Genomic DNA, 16,351 nt, shown 5'->3' on the forward strand with positions numbered 1-16,351 from the left:
TCTCTTCGTGATCACGCTTTTGTGACCACTTCTCCTTCCTTAACAACTATACCGAGCTCATTTCCAACTTCTTCAATCTTCTTTACAAGCTCACCATCTGTCATAACAGTAACTCTTCCGCCTGCATACTCTGCATCTACCCATTCCTTGACTTTCAGAACAAGTGGTGACTGCTTATTAAGAGCATGGTCATCCTTGAGCTTGTAGTGAATGTTGATCCAGTGGGCGATTCCTGCAAGACCGGAAGTATTGGAAACAGCACTTACAGGAGGTCTTCTGAGGAACTTCTCTGTGTCGAAGATGTTGTAGATCTCCTCGTTCTTTAAAAGACCGTCTGCATGAATTCCCGCTCTTGTAACATTGAAGTTCTTGCCTACAAAAGGAGTGTTGGCAGGAACCGTAAAGCCAATCTCTTTCTCATAATACTCAGCAAGGTCTGTGATGACCTGAGTGTTCATACCGTTTAAGTGCCCCTTGAGCTGTGCATACTCAAATACCATAGCCTCAAGAGGTGTGTTACCTGTTCTCTCACCGATACCAAACAGTGAAGTGTTGACTGAGCAGCAGCCATAGAGCCATGCTGTTGTGGAGTTTGTAACGGCCTTATAGAAGTCGTTATGTCCGTGCCACTCGATGAGCTCACTTGGAACTGAAGCGTTGGTATTGATAGCATAGATGATACCCTGTACGCTTCTTGGAATAACAGCACCGGGATAGTTTACGCCATAGCCCATGGTATCGCAGGCTCTTACCTTGATAGGAATCTGATACTCATCCTTGAGCTTCATAAGCTCGATACAGAAAGGCACAACAAAACCGTAGATATCAGCTCTTGTGATATCCTCCAGATGGCACCTTGGGCTGATGCCTTCCTCAAGACAGCTCTTTACAATACTAAGATAATGGTCAAGCGCCTGTCTTCTGGTCATTTTAAGTTTAAGGAAAATGTGATAGTCAGAGCAGGATACCAGGATTCCTGTTTCCTTCATGCCGATCTCTTTTACCAGCTTGAAGTCTTCCTGGCTCGCACGGATCCAGCTGGTTACCTCAGGGAACTCATATCCCCTCTCCATACACTTAACAGCTGCATCTCTGTCGCTCTTACTATATAAAAAGAACTCGCTCTGCCTTATCATTCCATTAGGGCCGCCCAGTTCATGAAAATAGTCGTATATTCTTACAATCTGCTCAGTGGTATAAGGAGCTCTTGACTGCTGTCCATCGCGGAAAGTAGTGTCTGTGATCCATATATCCTTGGGCATATTATGGGGAACAATTCTGTCGTTGAAAGGAATCTTCGGAACTTCCTCATAAGGGAACATGTTTCTGAAAACATTCGGCTTTGCTACATCGTCAAGAATATACATGTGCTCCTCAATCTGAAGCAGATTATTCTTGTCATTCATAGTTACCGGCCGATTTTGGAAAGTACTCTGATCACTCATAACAAAACCTCACATGCAAATTGTCTTTTGCGTATAATTGTATACAATCATACCATCCATGTCAAGATTTCGTAAACTGCAATAAAAAAGCGGCTTCCATTTGGAAACCGCTTGAATTCTGATAATTTTTAAAATGTATTCTTTCTGGCGAAGTACTTTTTAAGATCCTCAATAGGTCCGGGTTTAGCGTAGTGATAGCCCTGTATATACTCAAAGCCTCTGTTAACGGAATATTGATTCTGCGACTCGTCTTCTACGCCCTCTATCAGCGTGATGAAGCCATTCTTTTTGAGAACTTCTATCATATAAGAAAGAATGTCATCCATTCTGTCATCATCAAGTGATTTATAGAGAATCGTCTTGTCGAATTTAATGGTCTTAACCGGGCAGTTCATGATTCTCTCAAGAGATGAATAGCCTGTTCCAAAGTCGTCAAGATAAAGCTGAATTCCCTCCTTATTGAGTATCCTCATGTTGTCGTTTGCCTTTTCGTAGTTCTCGAACATTGCTGTCTCGGTGATTTCCATCCTGATCTTTGAGGTATCAATGTCGTATTTCTCAATAATGTCCAGGTAGTCCTGATACATTGTACTGTGAGAAAGCTCTTTTGACGAAACATTGATGGAAATGGCATCGAAATCGTAGTACTCGGAAAGACTCTCAATAACCTTGCAGACCTTGTTGAGGATAATACAGGTCAGGGCATGTACACATCCGCCGTTTTCGGCAATCGGGATGAACTTATCCGGCGTGTATATCTTATCCCCAACCTTAAGTCTCATGAGAGCTTCAGCCACTCTGAACGCACCATCTTCTACGCTGTAGATTGGCTGCGCATATACCATTACTCTCTCATCATCCAGATCAAGCCTGTTTCTGATATCCTTAAGAGCACTGGTTACCTGATAAACTTCTTCAAAGTCGAGGAAATCCTCAGGTTTAACTACGTAGAAATAGCTGTTGTTCTGCTCATGAAATTTCATATTTATAATGTACTCATTCATCTCCCTGATCTTCATTGGAGTATCAAAATCAGGCGATATCTCCTCTGTGATCAGTATGTAATTAAATGGCACCTTGATCTCAGCCTTTACGCCATCATAGACCCCTCGGATCTGATCAGCATACTTTAAAGCCTGCTTTTCATCGCTGCAGTTGATGACGTTTACGAACTTTTCATTGTCAAGCCTGTACATTGTCACTTTAGGACTTATTCCCTCGATAGCTCTGCAGGCGTTAAGCCCTATGTACATGATCTCATCGTCATCCTCGTTGATGAAGTTATCGGCTGTAGGCATTCTGAATTCTGCGTACATGAGATAGAATTTCTTTTTCCCGATATTCTTCTTAAGGAATTCATCAAGAGCATTTACACTGTTGCATCCACTCTGCTCATCATAAGGAATGTTATGGAATAAAAGAAATGCCAAAGTAAATACAGGGACATAAGTCAGTCCGCTGAATACCGTGTGATTAGTACTTATGCAGAATATCTGTGCGCACAGAATTATGATCTCCGCCGGCACGATAATACATACCGTGTGCCAGATAACCCTCGAAATATGACTCCTGTTGGTTACCGAAGCATAAAAGCAGATGATACATGTTACCATTCCGGCTACACAGTAAAACCTTGTGAAATGTGAAATATCAACGCCTTCAAGAGTCATCTCATACAGTCCGCTGGCGACTATATCAACAATAAGAGCAATGACATAAACAGCAGACAGAGCCGTATACATCAATAGGAACTCTTTACGCTGTCTGCGTCTTAGGATAGACATCATGTTTACATAGGAAAAGATATGATACAAAACTCCGTTATATATCAGAGTAAAGAGTATGAGAAGCGACATGAAAAGCGTTGGGTTAAAAGATTCACCCGCTCTGCTTGCCAGCCTCAGGATAGTTATCTGCAGAATGATAGCAACGATTGACCAGATATTCCCTCTGAAAATATACCTGTAGACGTAGGTTTTTCTGGGGTTAGTATAGAGCATGACAAACAAAAGAAGTCCTGCCAGAAGCAGACTTGCATATTCACCTATAGCATTATAAATAATCATAGAATCCGTATACATGTAATAATTTTATCACAAATTCGTATATCGTTTAATTAAACTATTATTAAATATAAGAAAAAACTCCTCCGGAAATCCGGAGGAGTTTAATAGTTTTATGCTTATTACTCTTCTGAGTTTGCTGCTGCAACCTTATCTGCTCTGTCAGCAACTTCCTTAGCCTGAACATCTGAAGGAGCCTGCTCATATCTTGCGAATTCATACTCGAAATCGCCTGCGCCACCTGTCATGGAGCGGAGCTGTGTGCAGTATCCGTAGAGTTCCATCATAGGAACCTCAGCCTCGATAACCTGCTTGCCTGTAAGGGAAGGATTCATTCCAAGAACTCTTCCTCTTCTCTTGTTGAGGTCACCCATAACGTCACCGGTGAAGCTGTCAGGTACTGTAACCTTAAGAGAAACGATAGGCTCAAGGAGAACAGGTGATGCTTCCATGAAGCCCTTCTTGAAGGCACCTGAAGCTGCAACCTTGAAGGCCATTTCGGAAGAATCTACAGGGTGATATGATCCGTCATAGAGAACAGCCTTAACGCCTACTACAGGATAAGCTGCCAGAGGTCCTCTAAGAACTGATTCAGCAAGACCCTTCTCAACTGCAGGGAAGTAGTTCTTCGGAACTGCTCCACCTACAACTTCCTGCTCAAATACATAAGGTGTAAGCGGATCGCCTGATGGCTCGAAGCGCATCTTAACGTGTCCGTACTGTCCGTGTCCACCGGTCTGCTTCTTGTACTTGTACTCTACGTCAGAGTTCTTGCGGATAGTCTCTCTGAAGGCTACCTTAGGCTTGGTGAGGTCGATGTTAACCTTGTAAACATTAGCCAGCTTGGACTGGATAACTTCAAGGTGCATATCTCCCATACCATAAAGGAGAGTCTGACGGTTCTCAGCATCGTTGACAACCTTAAGTGTCTGATCCTCAGCTGAAAGCTTAGCCAGTGACTGTGCGATCTTGTCGATATCAGCCTTGTTCTGAGCGTGGTATCTCATGTATGTGTAAGGCTGTGAAATATCCATCTTAGCGTACTGAACAGGATTAGCTTTTGTTGAAAGAGTATCACCTGTTGCGATATCAAGCTTCTGGAGAGCTCCGAGGTCACCTGCGTGAAGCTCTGGAACCTCAGTTGCCTTGTTGCCCTGAAGTACATAGAGCTTACCAAGCTTAACATCTACGTCCTTGCCTGCGATGAACATCTGATCATCAGGCTTAAGGACACCAGAACGAACCTTGATAAGTGAGTACTTACCGATGAAAGGATCGATCATGGTCTTGAATACGAAGGCTGTCTTAGGCTTACTGAAGTCGAAGTCAGCTTCGAAGATCTCATTTGTATTGGTATTGATGCCGACCATCTTGCGGTTCTCAGGGCTTGGCATGTACTTAACGATATCATCAAGGACTGTGTAGATACCCTGGCAGAGAGTGGAGGATCCCATCTCGATAGGAACGATTGATCCGTCACAAACGTTACTTCTTGCTGCTGCTCTGATCTCAGCCTCAGAGAATGTATCTCCGTTGAAGTATCTGTCCATGAATTCCTCAGAAGTCTCAGCAACGGTCTCAATAAGAGTATCTCTAAAGAGCTTAAGGTTAGCCTCGTTGTACTCGGGAACAGGGCACTCAACAACTTCCTTGCCTTCCCATCTAAAGCCCTTCTCCTGTATTACGTTAACATATCCGACAAATTTCTCGTTCTCACGGATAGGGAGATTGAAAGGAGCCATCTTCTTGCCATACTTGTCAGTGAGGTCCTGTACAACCTGTCTGTAAGAAACATCGTCGATATCCATATCTGCTACAAAGAACATACGTGGAATCTTATACTTCTCACAAAGATCCCATGCTCTCTCTGTTCCAACTTCTATTCCGGCCTTACCTGATACAACGATAATAGCTGCATCGGCAACGCTGATAGCCTCTTCTACTTCACCAACGAAGTCGAAGAATCCGGGAGTATCCAGCAAATTGATCTTGTGTCCGTCCCACTCCAGAGGAATGGTTGTTGTGCTGATAGAAAAATGTCTCTTCTGCTCTTCCTTATCAAAGTCGCTTAAGGTGTTTCCGTCCTCAACCTTTCCCATACGGGAAGTGATTCCTGCAAGATAAGCCATTGCTTCTGCGAGTGTGGTCTTACCTGCACCGCCATGCCCCAACAGCACCACGTTACGAATCTTGTCAGTAGTGTAAACGTTCATATCTAATCCTCCAGTCTGGATATTTTGGGTAAAATGTATGAGATATGATACAGGTCCCCAAGAAAATCATATAACCATTTTACTAAAAAAGTGTTTCCAAAACAAGTATAATAGGCAGTTTTGCACAAATATAATTAAGTTGATTTTCTTGCTTTAAAGTGATATAGTGTTAAGCGAACTCTATTTATAATAGGAGGACTTTTTTCATGGACTTTAAGACCTATGGATTCATAGGACTTGGCCTTATTGGCGGTTCAATCGCACGTGCCATAAAGGCAAATACTCCGGAATCCAGGATCATGGCATATACACCCCACAGGGCAACTGTGGATGCAGCTTTTGATGAAGGCATCGTTGATCTTCCGCTGGATGCCATCGGCGAAGACTTCCGCAGCTGCGATTACATCTTTTTATGCGCTCCTGTCGAAGTAAATAACTGGAATCTCGAATCTCTTTTACCATATATTGATCCCAGGACTACCATCACAGATATTGGCAGCGTCAAGACCAGTATTCATGAGAAGGTAAAAGAGCTCTCGCTGGAAGAACAGTTTATCGGCGGACATCCCATGGCCGGAACAGAGAGAATAGGCTACGGCAATTCAAAGGCATCTCTTTTGGAAAATGCCTACTACATTCTTACAAAAACCGATAAGACAGATGAAAAGAGATTATCGGACTACGTTGAACTTGTCAGGACAATCGGTGCAATTCCACTGGTTGTGCCCTATCTTCAGCACGACTACGCAACTGCTGCGATCAGCCACGTTCCGCATGTCATCTCGGCATCACTTGTCAATCTTGTAAAAGACAACGACACTGAGGATCACCTGCTTAAGACCATAGCAGCCGGAGGCTTTAAGGATATTACCAGAATATCCTCCTCATCTCCTGTCATGTGGAATCAGATCTGTACCACCAACAAGGAGAATATTTCATCACTCCTTAGCAGCTATATTGATGCCCTCTGCGACATCAAGCTTGCCATCGATGAAAAGGACGAGGACAAGATCCTTGACTTCTTTACATCTGCAAGAGAATACAGAGAGTCCTTCAGCGACCTCTCATCAGGTCCTATCAAGAAGGTATATCGCATCAAGGTAGAAATCGACGACAAGCCCGGTAACCTTGCCAGGGTTGCTACTCTTTTGTCCGATAACAACATCAATATCAAGAACATCGGTATCGTACACAACAGAGAATATGAACGTGGTACTCTTCGCATAGAGTTCCATGATGAAGCAGGCCTTGATAAGGCTCAGGAAATACTTTCAAAAAGCGGCTATACCATTTACACCAAGTAAAGAGCACATTTACACGGAGAAAACAGACTATGATAGCATTGGAAAAAGCTACAAAGCCCTTAAAAGGTGATATTTTCGTTCCCGGGGACAAATCCATTTCCCACAGGAGCATCATGTTTGGTGCCATCTCAAAAGGCACAACTGAGGTAACAGGCTTTCTTAAGAGCGCTGACTGCCTCTCAACAATCGATTGTTTTAAGAAGCTGGGTGTCGAGATCGAGCATACCGTAAGGCCTACCCACGGAGTTCCGACCATAACCGTTCACGGAAAAGGACTTCACGGTCTTAAGAAGCCCGACTCCACTCTCTATACAGGAAACAGCGGAACCACAACAAGACTCATGTCAGGTATTTTAGCTGCCCAGCCCTTCGACTCCATGATCACCGGAGATATGTCCATTGAGAAAAGACCTATGGCCAGGATCATGAAGCCTTTGACCAGCATGGGTGCTGAAGTTGTCTCCGTCATGGGAAACGGCTGTGCTCCACTTGCCTTCACCGGCGGAAAAACGCTGCGCGGCATAAACTACCACAGTCCCGTTGCTTCAGCCCAGGTCAAATCCTGCATCATGCTTGCAGGCCTTTACGCTGAGGGCGACAGTGTTGTATATGAGCCGGCTCTTTCCAGAAACCACACGGAGATAATGCTCGCTTCCTTCGGAGCAGACATCCACAACGAAGTCGCAAGAGACGGAAGCGCTGTAGCAATACTCCATCCCGGAATGCCACTTGTCGGACGAAAGGTAAATGTACCCGGAGATATCTCCTCTGCTGCTTACTTTATCGTTGCAGCTCTTATGGTTCCCGGATCTGAAATCCTTATCAGAAATGTAGGGATCAACAAGACAAGGGCAGGCATCTTAAATGTCCTTGATCAGATGGGTGCTGATATTACTCTTCTCAATGTAGATGAGTCCTCAGAACCCAAGGCAGATATCCTTATCAAATACTCAGAACTCCACGGCAATGAGAACAATCAGTTCATAGTCAGTGGAAAAGAGATCCCGACCATGATAGACGAACTTCCTGTAGTCGCAGTACTTGCTGCTACCGGAAACTTCGACACCATAATAAAAGATGCTGCCGAGCTTAAGGTTAAGGAATCAAACAGAATTGACACTGTGGTAGAGGGACTTCGTAGCATGGGATGTGACATAGAAGCCACAGATGACGGAATGATAATCCACGGAGGTAAGCCCCTTAAGGGAGCTGATATAAACTGTCACAGCGACCACAGGATTGCAATGAGTTTTGCCATCGCATCTCTTGCAGCAACCGGAACCACCAGAATATTGGATGATGAATGCGTCGGCATTTCTTATCCGACCTTCTTTAAAGACTTACAGGGACTGCTTTAAAAGCAGCCCCTGTTTTTTATTACCATATTTAAATCTATCAGTGATTCATGTAGAACATTCTTGCAAGCTCTGAGTTCTTATCAAGGATAATGGTCTTTTCACCATTTCCGAGAGACTCCTTGAATGCATCAAGTGATCTTACATAGTTGTAGAACTCTGACTTCTCGGGTGTGTTGTATGCCTCGGAGAGAGTCTTCATATACTCAGCTTCTCCTTCACCGGCAAGCTTAGCTGCGCTCTTCTCGGCATCTGCCTTAAGGATTGCAACCTTCTTGTCTGTCTCGTTCTTGATCTTCTGAGCTTCAGCTGCACCTTCAGCTTGGTAAGAAGCTGCGATGTTGTTACGCTCTGAGATCATTCTCTCGTAAACTGCTGCCCTGTTATCATCAGGAAGGTCAAGTGCCTTGATCTCAGCCTTTACGATCTCGATACCATATCCTGACATATCTGAGTTGGCATCAGCTGTTATAAGGTTTGTAAGAACCTCTCCTCTTGACTCAATAACTTCGTCCTGAGTCATGGATGAAATAGCAGTCTTGGTTGCGTTGTAAACTGCTGCCTCAATTCTCTCCTGAGCTCTTGCATCAAGAGCATTCAGTGACTGGATGTACTTAACCGGATCAACAACCTTCCAAAGTACATATGTATCTGTGATCATGGACTTTTTGTCCTTGGTGATAACATCAGATGCAGGAATATCATAGATCTTGGTGGCTGCACTGATGCGCTGTGTTGTCTGTACAAACGGTGTTATCATGTTAAGTCCGGGCTGTGATTCAACTTTTACGATCTTACCGAACTGTCTTACTGCAACATACTCTTTCTGGTGAACTGTGTATAATGAGTTGCCCAGGATGATAAGTGCAGCAATTATTATAATGGTAATAATTGTTCCTGTTACTTTCTTCTTCATAGTCTTTTCCCTCAACTTTCACATGCTCTATCAGTTACCGGTGCTCTCTGAACTATCAGCTGTTACTGTAGTAGTTGTTGTTGTTCCTGCCACACCTGTGCTAAAGCTCTCAAGCGGAAGCATCTGCTGTGTGCTGCCGTCTGTAATGATTACCTTGGCGCCCGGAAGAACATTTTCCATAGCCTCATAGAACATTCTCTGTTTGGTGATCAGAGGGTATTTGCTGTATTCCTCAAAAATGCTGTTAAACTTGGCTGCCTCACCTTCTGCTTCTGCAATTCTGGCTGCCTTCTGTGCTTCTGCGTTCTGAATGATCCTGTCTGCCTCAGCCTCTGCTGCCGGAACCTGCTCACTCTGGTACTTCTTGGCATTGTTAACAGCTGTCTCTTTTCCCTGCTTAGCAGTCTCAACGGCCTTGAAAGCCTGCTTGATCTCATCTGTCGGAGGCTCAGCGTCCTGTACTGTAAGGTTTACTACTGTAAGTCCGACCTCTTCTTCCTGAAGAGCCTTGGCAAGTCTTTCTTTTGCCTCTGCCTGGATCTGGCCCTTGGCTGTTGTAATGACTTCATCTACAGGATAGTCAATTACAGTTGAGCGAATGCTTGCAAGAGCGATGTTCTTCATAATGCTCTCAGGGCTGTTTGTATTGTAAATATATGCCACAGGATCGCTGACTTTGTATTCAAGATAGAAATCAATATCAACGAAGTTAAAGTCCGATGTAATCATTATTCCCTCATCGTCGATAGTGATGTTCTGTCCGTTTCCATCCAGCACATATCCGATTCCGATACCGTGGGTTGTCATATCAACCTTGTGTACCTTCTGGATAAACGGAATCTTGAAGTAGAGTCCTGCGGAGTTGGTCTGTACTACTTTGCCGAACTGTGTGACTACAGCCTGCTCCTGCTCACTTACGTTGTAGAAAGAACCCATAACTACCGAAAGAATAAATATTATCAGTATTCCCAGTAATATGTTCTTTCCAAGTTTGGATGCATCAAATTCTCTTTTTGGTTTAAGATTCATAACACTTCCTCCTCTATATAAAACATCCATCTGAATATAGCATAATGATAGCACCCGTGCCAAGCCTGATACAGAACGTCATTGGCGAATTAGTATGTGCTATCTTGCAGTTTTGTTATTTATTTCGCAATCTTTTTTTGATATACTAAGTCCTGAAAATAAGTATTTCGAAAGGGGATTGAGGAAATGATCAATGGAATGGGTCTTATTATGGGACTTGTTATTGGAGCACTTGCCGGATGGCTTGCAGGCAAGCTCATGAACAATGAGGGCAACCTTCTTAGAAACATCATTCTTGGTGTTGTAGGTGGTTTTGTAGGAAACCTCGTACTTGGACTTGTAGGCATCCACGGATCAGGAATTCTTGGAAACCTGATCGTTGGCATCATCGGATCCTGCATCGTTATCTTTGCTGGCTCTAAGCTCCTTAAGTAAAAGAAATAAAGCAGCCCGGAAGTCTGTTGGCTTTCGGGCTGTTTTTATGTTACCTGATGGTATTTACCATATAATTGAATCTTCTTCCGAAGCCTTCAGATGCCTCGAAATACATGCTCTCTTTTGCAATAAGGCAACCGTCTTCTCTTGGAATAATATAAACAACATATATCATGTCCGCTGTTCCATGAGTGTTCTTATCCTCTGATGCAGAAATCTTGACGCAGTTTCCGTCATGATCAAGCTCCATATCAGTCCTAGTTATATCATATTCCTTTGAAAGGTCTTCAGCTATGGTGTCGGCTACTGATTCGGCTGTTTCATTGCTGTGAACTATTTCAAGATAATTCTCAGGCTTTTGGGCATCGTCATAGATTGAAATAAAGCACTCGCTTTCAGGTTCACTATAGCGCACAAATGACTCATAGTCGTAGTCCATCTCAAGACCTATTGATTCATTTATCACGTGTTCATAGTGGACGGTCTCTTCCATGCCTTCAAGGATGATGACATCATCGAATCGGTCACCGTCTTTCATTCCGCTCGTAGCAGCTTCCGAAGGTGCTTCCTCAACTTCTTTTGCAGTATCTGCCTCAGGCTCTGTTTCTGCCTCCGGCGTTATCTCAGCTGCAGATGTTGTCTCTGTAGCAGCTGTCTCATTAGATACAGACTCAAATATGTTCGAATTCTGTTCATCCTGTTTGCCACAGCCGGCAAGCATGGTCATAGCTATAAGTATGCCAATATAGATAGATTTTTTCTTCATACATTCTCTCCTCTTTTATCCCTTAAAGTTGGGACCAAGCCATATACGGCATGTAAGATCCAGGATAAACAGTGCAAATACCACAATAAAGATAATATTATGGATGCGATTGTCTTTGTACTTGTTCTGAAACTTTACGATAGCCGGATGTATAACGCATATTGCAAGACATATAAGAAGGCCAAACATCAGGCTTGGAACCAGCGCAATCCTTCCCTTATAATTCATGAAGTATGTGGCATAGTTCCAGGTATATCCGCCAACGGTCTTGTCCATTATATAGCTTGCAATAAATTCTGCTATCGTAGCTATAAGACCGCCGACTATAAATACCGTCCAGGGCTTTTTGATCTTAAGGAGTGTGAATATGCCAAGTATAATGAAGAATCCAATTCCATAGATAGGAAGCCACGGTCCAAATAATGTTCCTCTGTTCAGGAATCCCCTGCGATGATATATCACATCACACCATATAGACTCATACAGCCATCCTCCGAAGCAATATATCAGAAAGTATTCAATATAGTTCCGAATCACATCCAAGCTTATTTTCCTGTTCTTCATATCCCCCACTCCCAACTATATGTCATAACACATTCTATTATGATAGCATTTTCTACACCCAAAGGATACTTTTATGTATATATGTAGAAAGCTGGCTGATCAGAGAATATCTATATACTCTCCTGCAAGAGCTTTATTCATGCTTCGTACAGCGCAGAACTTACCGCACATACTACATGTATCGCTGTGGTCATCCTCAGGTGCTCTGCTGTCTCTTATAGCCTTGGCTGTAGCTGGATCAAGCGCCTCAAGCCACTGTGCATCCCAGTCCAGGTTCTTTCTGGCCTTGGCCATGCGATCGTCCCTGTCTCTTGCTCCGGGTATTCCCTTTGCAATGTCCGCTGCGTGAGCTGCGATCTTACTGGCTATGATTCCCTGATGTACGTCATCCACATTAGGCAGAGCCAAATGTTCTGCGGGAGTTACATAGCATAAAAATGCTGCTCCGGAAGCAGCTGCGATAGCTCCTCCGATTGCTGCAGTAATGTGATCGTATCCCGGTGCTATATCTGTCACAAGAGGTCCAAGAACATAGAAAGGCGCTCCCTTGCAGATAGTCTGCTGTATCTTCATGTTAGCTTCTATCTGATCCATGGGCACATGTCCCGGACCTTCCACCATTACCTGAACATCTCTTGCCCATGCTCTCTCTGTGAGTTCTCCAAGCCTTATAAGCTCCTCTATCTGGCATCTGTCAGTTGCATCAGCAAGACATCCCGGACGGCATGCATCGCCAAGACTTATGGTCACATCGTGTTCTCTGCATATCTCAAGAATCTCATCATAGTACTCGTAGAATGGATTCTCCTGACCCGTCATTGCCATCCATGCAAATACAAGACTTCCTCCACGGCTTACTATGTTCATCTCTCTCTTGCCGTTTTTTATCTGCTCTATGGTATTTCTGCTTATTCCGCAGTGAAGGGTAACAAAGTCTACACCATCCTCTGCATGGAGTCTGACAACGTCCACAAAGTCCTTTGCTGTCAGGGTTGCGAGATCTCTTTTGTAATGTATGACTGAATCATAGACAGGCACAGTACCTATCATCGCAGGGCATGATGAACAAAGCTTTTGTCTAAAGGGCTGCGTATCACCGTGGCTTGAAAGATCCATGATAGCCTCAGCCCCCATGTCTACAGCCTTCATTACTTTCTTCATCTCTACGTCCAGATCCTTACAGTCTCTGCTAACTCCAAGATTAACATTGATCTTGGTCTTTAGCATACTTCCGACTCCGTTGGGATCAAGTCCTATATGATTCGGATTTGCGGGGATAACTACTTTCCCCTCCGCAACCATTTGCCTGATAAATTCCGTATCTCTGTTTTCTTTTTCTGCCACCACCTTCATTTCAGGCGTCACTATTCCTTTTCTGGCAGCCTCCATCTGTGTGGAATAAATTCTGTTATTAACTAAGTTCATACACTCTCTCCTGATTGTTTTTTATACAAATACATGCCAAAGCGGCCCATGACCGGTTCCTAGATCAAGCCCCTCTCTTATGGATTTATCAAGGTACTGCTTGGCATTTTTTATGCTGCCACAAATGTCACAGCCAATTGCCAGGTAAGAAGCAATCGCGCTGGATAACGTGCAGCCCGTTCCGTGGGTGTTTGGATTATCAACCCTCTCAGACTCGTACCAATAAAGCTTCCCTCCTGTTGTTGCAAGCACGTCACAGGATCGCTCATCACTTACCATATGACCGCCTTTAACAAGGCAGTTGCAGCCATAAATCTCAGCAATCTTCACGGCTGCTCTTTCCATATCTTCCCTGCTTTTTATCTCTCCTGCCCCCAGAAGAACTTCTGCCTCAGGGATATTCGGTGTAATAAGATCTGCAAGCGGAATAAGTTTCTTGCAGAGTGCAGTGATCCCGTCTTCTTCCATGAGCCTTGCTCCGCTGGTTGCAACCATAACAGGATCAAGAACAATGTTTTTTGCATTATAGAGTTTTAGTCTGTCTGAGATAGCCTCTATAAGATCACTCTGAAAGGTCATTCCGATCTTGACTGCATCCGGAAAAATATCGGTAAACACCATATCCAGCTGATCTGAGAGCACCTCTTTACTAACCTTCATGATGCTCTTTACTCCGGTGGTATTCTGGGCCGTAACGGCTGTAATGGCACTCATTCCATATACTCCGCAGCCGTGCATGGTCTTAAGGTCGGCCTGGATTCCTGCTCCGCCGCTTGAATCACTCCCTGCTATCGCAAGCGCACACTTCTTTTTCATCTTGCTATCCTGCCCTCTTTTACCAGTGTCTGCAGTTTTTCAAGGACATGATTCTGCTTGAGTACCGTGATAAGGACTGCTGCAATCAGCGTTCCGCCTACCGTGCTCACAAGGAAAGGTATTACATATACGAAAAAAGCTACCTCTTTTCCCATAACAAAAGCTGCAACCGGGTAAGCAAATAAGCCTCCGATGATACCCGTTCCTATGATCTCAGCTACATATGTGAATGTGAGCTTACCTGTGTATTTGTAAACAAGTCCGCAGCAAAGAGCTCCGATCATGCTCCCCGGGAAAGCAAGAAGTGTTCCTGTCCCCAACAAATTTCTGATAAGTGAGGTGCAGAAGGCAATTCCAACGCCATACCATGGTCCTAAGAATACCGCAGAGAGAACATTTACCATGTGCTGGATTGGAAAGCACTTTGATCCTCCAACCGGTATCGAAAATGTCGAAAGCACAACCGCCAGTGCCACAAACATTCCCGATAATACAAGCTTAACTACTGATTCTTTCTTCATCCTAAAATCTCCTCCTTAGCCTTTTCCTTAAGGCTTTTTGTATTTTCTTTTATATCAGAAGCACCAAAGATGCTTGATATCACTGCAATTCCGGAAAGACCAAGTCCCGATAAATGATGCAGGTTTTCACCCGTTATACCACCGATGGCAACCACCGGTATCGGCATACTTGATGTGATCTCCCTATAGCTTTCGAGGTTCATCATCGGCTTTGCATCCTTTTTGGTATCCGATCCAAAGGCTGCACCAACACCAAGATAGTCAGCTCCTTGTAAAAGAGCTCTTTTCGCCTCTCCAAGATTGTGGGCCGTTGCACCGATTATGAAGTCCCTTCCAAGAACCTCCCTTGCCTTTTCTATCGACTCATCTTCAAGCCCTAAATGGACGCCTGCTGCCCCTACCACGCTACATACTTCCACGTTGTCATTGATGATAAGAGGAATATCATAGTTCTCACATATCTGATTGACCTTGACCGCCGTTTTTATGTATTCGGTTGTGGTCATATTTTTCTCCCGGAGCTGTATCATTGTTGCTCCGCCCAGAATAGCCTGTTCAACCGCCTCCGACAGACTTATTTCCCCCTGTAGGATATCTCTGTTGGTTATTGCATACAGAAATGTATCAAGTCTTCTAAAACGCCCTCTCCTGCTAAGCCTTGTAAGACTCAGCTGATCGATGAGAGCATTCTTGTACTCCATAGTCCCAAGTCTTTTTTCTTTTTGGCAAAAGAGCTCTGCCCTGGCGGCGTTTATCTGATAAAGTAAAATGCCTTCCCTGATGGCATTTACATAATCATCTGTCTCTTCTTCTTTCTTGGCAGCTCCAAGGTATGAGCCAATTATGGCACTCATCATACATCCTGCTCCGGTAAAGAGCTTTTGCATGCTGCTGCCACCGGGTAGTTTATAAACCAGGTTTGCAGAAGCATCTGCGATCAGCACGTTTTCTCCGCTCACAACGACAACAGCCTTTGCAGCTTTAGAAAGACTAAGCAAATCTTTTTTGGATAAATGGCTTCCCATATCCTCCACTCCGGCGAAGACCTGCGTGATTTTATCACCTTTGTTGATGCCAAGTATTTCACATAGTGCCTTAATTTCTGAAGTATTTCCCCTTATGCATGCAAAGTGAACTTTGGCCAAAAGCTCTTTTAACATATCTCTTCGAAAGTCTGTGGCTCCGGCGCCTACCGGATCCAGCACGACCGGTATATCCAGTTCGTTAGCTCTTTTACCTGATGATAAAAAGACCTTTAGCCTCTCCGGTGACGGAGTTCCTGTGTTGATGACAAGGCCATCGCAGTTCTCTGTTATCTGCGCACACTCGCACAGGGCATCTCCTCCTATGGCCGTAGCTCCTACGGAAAGACATGCATTTACCACGTCACAAGCAGTAATGTAGTTGGTTAAAATGTGTATTTGCGGGCGAATTTCCCAAAGATCATAAGTCATGTCAATTACATTTGATCATGACTGAGAGAGTTTAGCACATTCTGT

The 16,351-nt window shown here is 44.1% G+C and carries 14 protein-coding genes; 3 read left to right on the plus strand and 11 right to left on the minus strand.

All coding sequences use genetic code 11. The annotated features are described in order from the left end of the window. Nucleotides 1-11: 11 nt before the first annotated feature. The 3 genes from G589_RS0101555 to G589_RS0101565 form a co-directional block, all read right to left on the minus strand. Entirely contained in the window at nucleotides 12-1,445 is a 1,434-nt protein-coding gene (locus tag G589_RS0101555) for a hypothetical protein (protein WP_026520834.1), read from the minus strand. A gap of 128 nt (nucleotides 1,446-1,573) precedes the next feature. Then, nucleotides 1,574-3,511: an EAL domain-containing protein gene (locus G589_RS0101560; protein ID WP_196811830.1), complete on the minus strand. Its 1,938-nt coding sequence runs from the start codon at nucleotides 3,509-3,511 to the stop codon at nucleotides 1,574-1,576. 119 nt (nucleotides 3,512-3,630) lie between these two features. Then, complete coding sequence (locus G589_RS0101565; protein WP_026520836.1) at nucleotides 3,631-5,721, minus strand: elongation factor G; 2,091 nt, start codon at nucleotides 5,719-5,721, stop codon at nucleotides 3,631-3,633. A gap of 206 nt (nucleotides 5,722-5,927) precedes the next feature. Here G589_RS0101565 and G589_RS0101570 point away from each other — a divergent pair, with 206 nt between their 5' ends. Both G589_RS0101570 and aroA read left to right on the plus strand, forming a co-directional pair. Beyond that, complete coding sequence (locus G589_RS0101570) at nucleotides 5,928-7,025, plus strand: prephenate dehydrogenase/arogenate dehydrogenase family protein (RefSeq protein ID WP_026520837.1); 1,098 nt, start codon at nucleotides 5,928-5,930, stop codon at nucleotides 7,023-7,025. Between the two features lie 29 nt (nucleotides 7,026-7,054). Next, on the plus strand, nucleotides 7,055-8,383 hold the full coding sequence (gene aroA / locus G589_RS0101575; protein ID WP_026520838.1) for a 3-phosphoshikimate 1-carboxyvinyltransferase: 1,329 nt from the start codon (nucleotides 7,055-7,057) through the stop codon (nucleotides 8,381-8,383). Nucleotides 8,384-8,420: 37 nt separating this feature from the next. On the opposite strand, the gene hflC is transcribed toward aroA, so the two are convergent. Both hflC and hflK read right to left on the minus strand, forming a co-directional pair. Continuing rightward, nucleotides 8,421-9,296 (minus strand): protease modulator HflC, encoded by an 876-nt coding sequence (hflC, locus tag G589_RS0101580; protein WP_022768818.1) that lies wholly within the window; start codon nucleotides 9,294-9,296, stop codon nucleotides 8,421-8,423. A 30-nt stretch (nucleotides 9,297-9,326) separates the two neighbouring features. Continuing rightward, entirely contained in the window at nucleotides 9,327-10,325 is a 999-nt protein-coding gene (gene hflK, locus G589_RS18500; RefSeq protein ID WP_051192111.1) for an FtsH protease activity modulator HflK, read from the minus strand. 186 nt (nucleotides 10,326-10,511) lie between these two features. Here hflK and G589_RS0101590 point away from each other — a divergent pair, with 186 nt between their 5' ends. Then, a complete protein-coding gene (locus G589_RS0101590; protein ID WP_242826398.1) occupies nucleotides 10,512-10,760 on the plus strand; it encodes a GlsB/YeaQ/YmgE family stress response membrane protein in 249 nt (82 codons plus the stop codon). 49 nt (nucleotides 10,761-10,809) lie between these two features. Here G589_RS0101590 and G589_RS0101595 read toward each other — a convergent pair whose 3' ends face one another. The 6 genes from G589_RS0101595 to thiE form a co-directional block, all read right to left on the minus strand. Continuing rightward, nucleotides 10,810-11,526 carry a hypothetical protein gene (locus G589_RS0101595; RefSeq protein ID WP_026520840.1) on the minus strand — a complete coding sequence of 239 codons (717 nt, stop codon included), beginning with the start codon at nucleotides 11,524-11,526 and terminating at the stop codon, nucleotides 10,810-10,812. Nucleotides 11,527-11,541: 15 nt separating this feature from the next. Further along, nucleotides 11,542-12,090 carry a putative ABC transporter permease gene (locus G589_RS0101600; RefSeq protein ID WP_026520841.1) on the minus strand — a complete coding sequence of 183 codons (549 nt, stop codon included), beginning with the start codon at nucleotides 12,088-12,090 and terminating at the stop codon, nucleotides 11,542-11,544. 99 nt (nucleotides 12,091-12,189) lie between these two features. Next, complete coding sequence (gene thiC, locus G589_RS0101605; protein ID WP_026520842.1) at nucleotides 12,190-13,515, minus strand: phosphomethylpyrimidine synthase ThiC; 1,326 nt, start codon at nucleotides 13,513-13,515, stop codon at nucleotides 12,190-12,192. 21 nt (nucleotides 13,516-13,536) lie between these two features. Continuing rightward, on the minus strand, nucleotides 13,537-14,331 hold the full coding sequence (gene thiD / locus G589_RS0101610) for a bifunctional hydroxymethylpyrimidine kinase/phosphomethylpyrimidine kinase (RefSeq protein ID WP_026520843.1): 795 nt from the start codon (nucleotides 14,329-14,331) through the stop codon (nucleotides 13,537-13,539). Then, nucleotides 14,328-14,852, minus strand: a complete 525-nt coding sequence (gene thiW / locus G589_RS0101615) for an energy coupling factor transporter S component ThiW (RefSeq protein ID WP_026520844.1) — start codon at nucleotides 14,850-14,852, stop codon at nucleotides 14,328-14,330. Before thiW ends, thiD begins: the two co-directional genes overlap by 4 nt. Continuing rightward, nucleotides 14,849-16,306 carry a thiamine phosphate synthase gene (thiE, locus tag G589_RS22055; RefSeq protein ID WP_196811831.1) on the minus strand — a complete coding sequence of 486 codons (1,458 nt, stop codon included), beginning with the start codon at nucleotides 16,304-16,306 and terminating at the stop codon, nucleotides 14,849-14,851. Before thiE ends, thiW begins: the two co-directional genes overlap by 4 nt. Between the last annotated feature and the right edge of the window lie 45 nt (nucleotides 16,307-16,351).

The sequence above is a fragment of the Butyrivibrio sp. VCB2001 genome, from assembly GCF_000423965.1.
Taxonomy (GTDB): Bacteria; Bacillota; Clostridia; order Lachnospirales; family Lachnospiraceae; genus Butyrivibrio.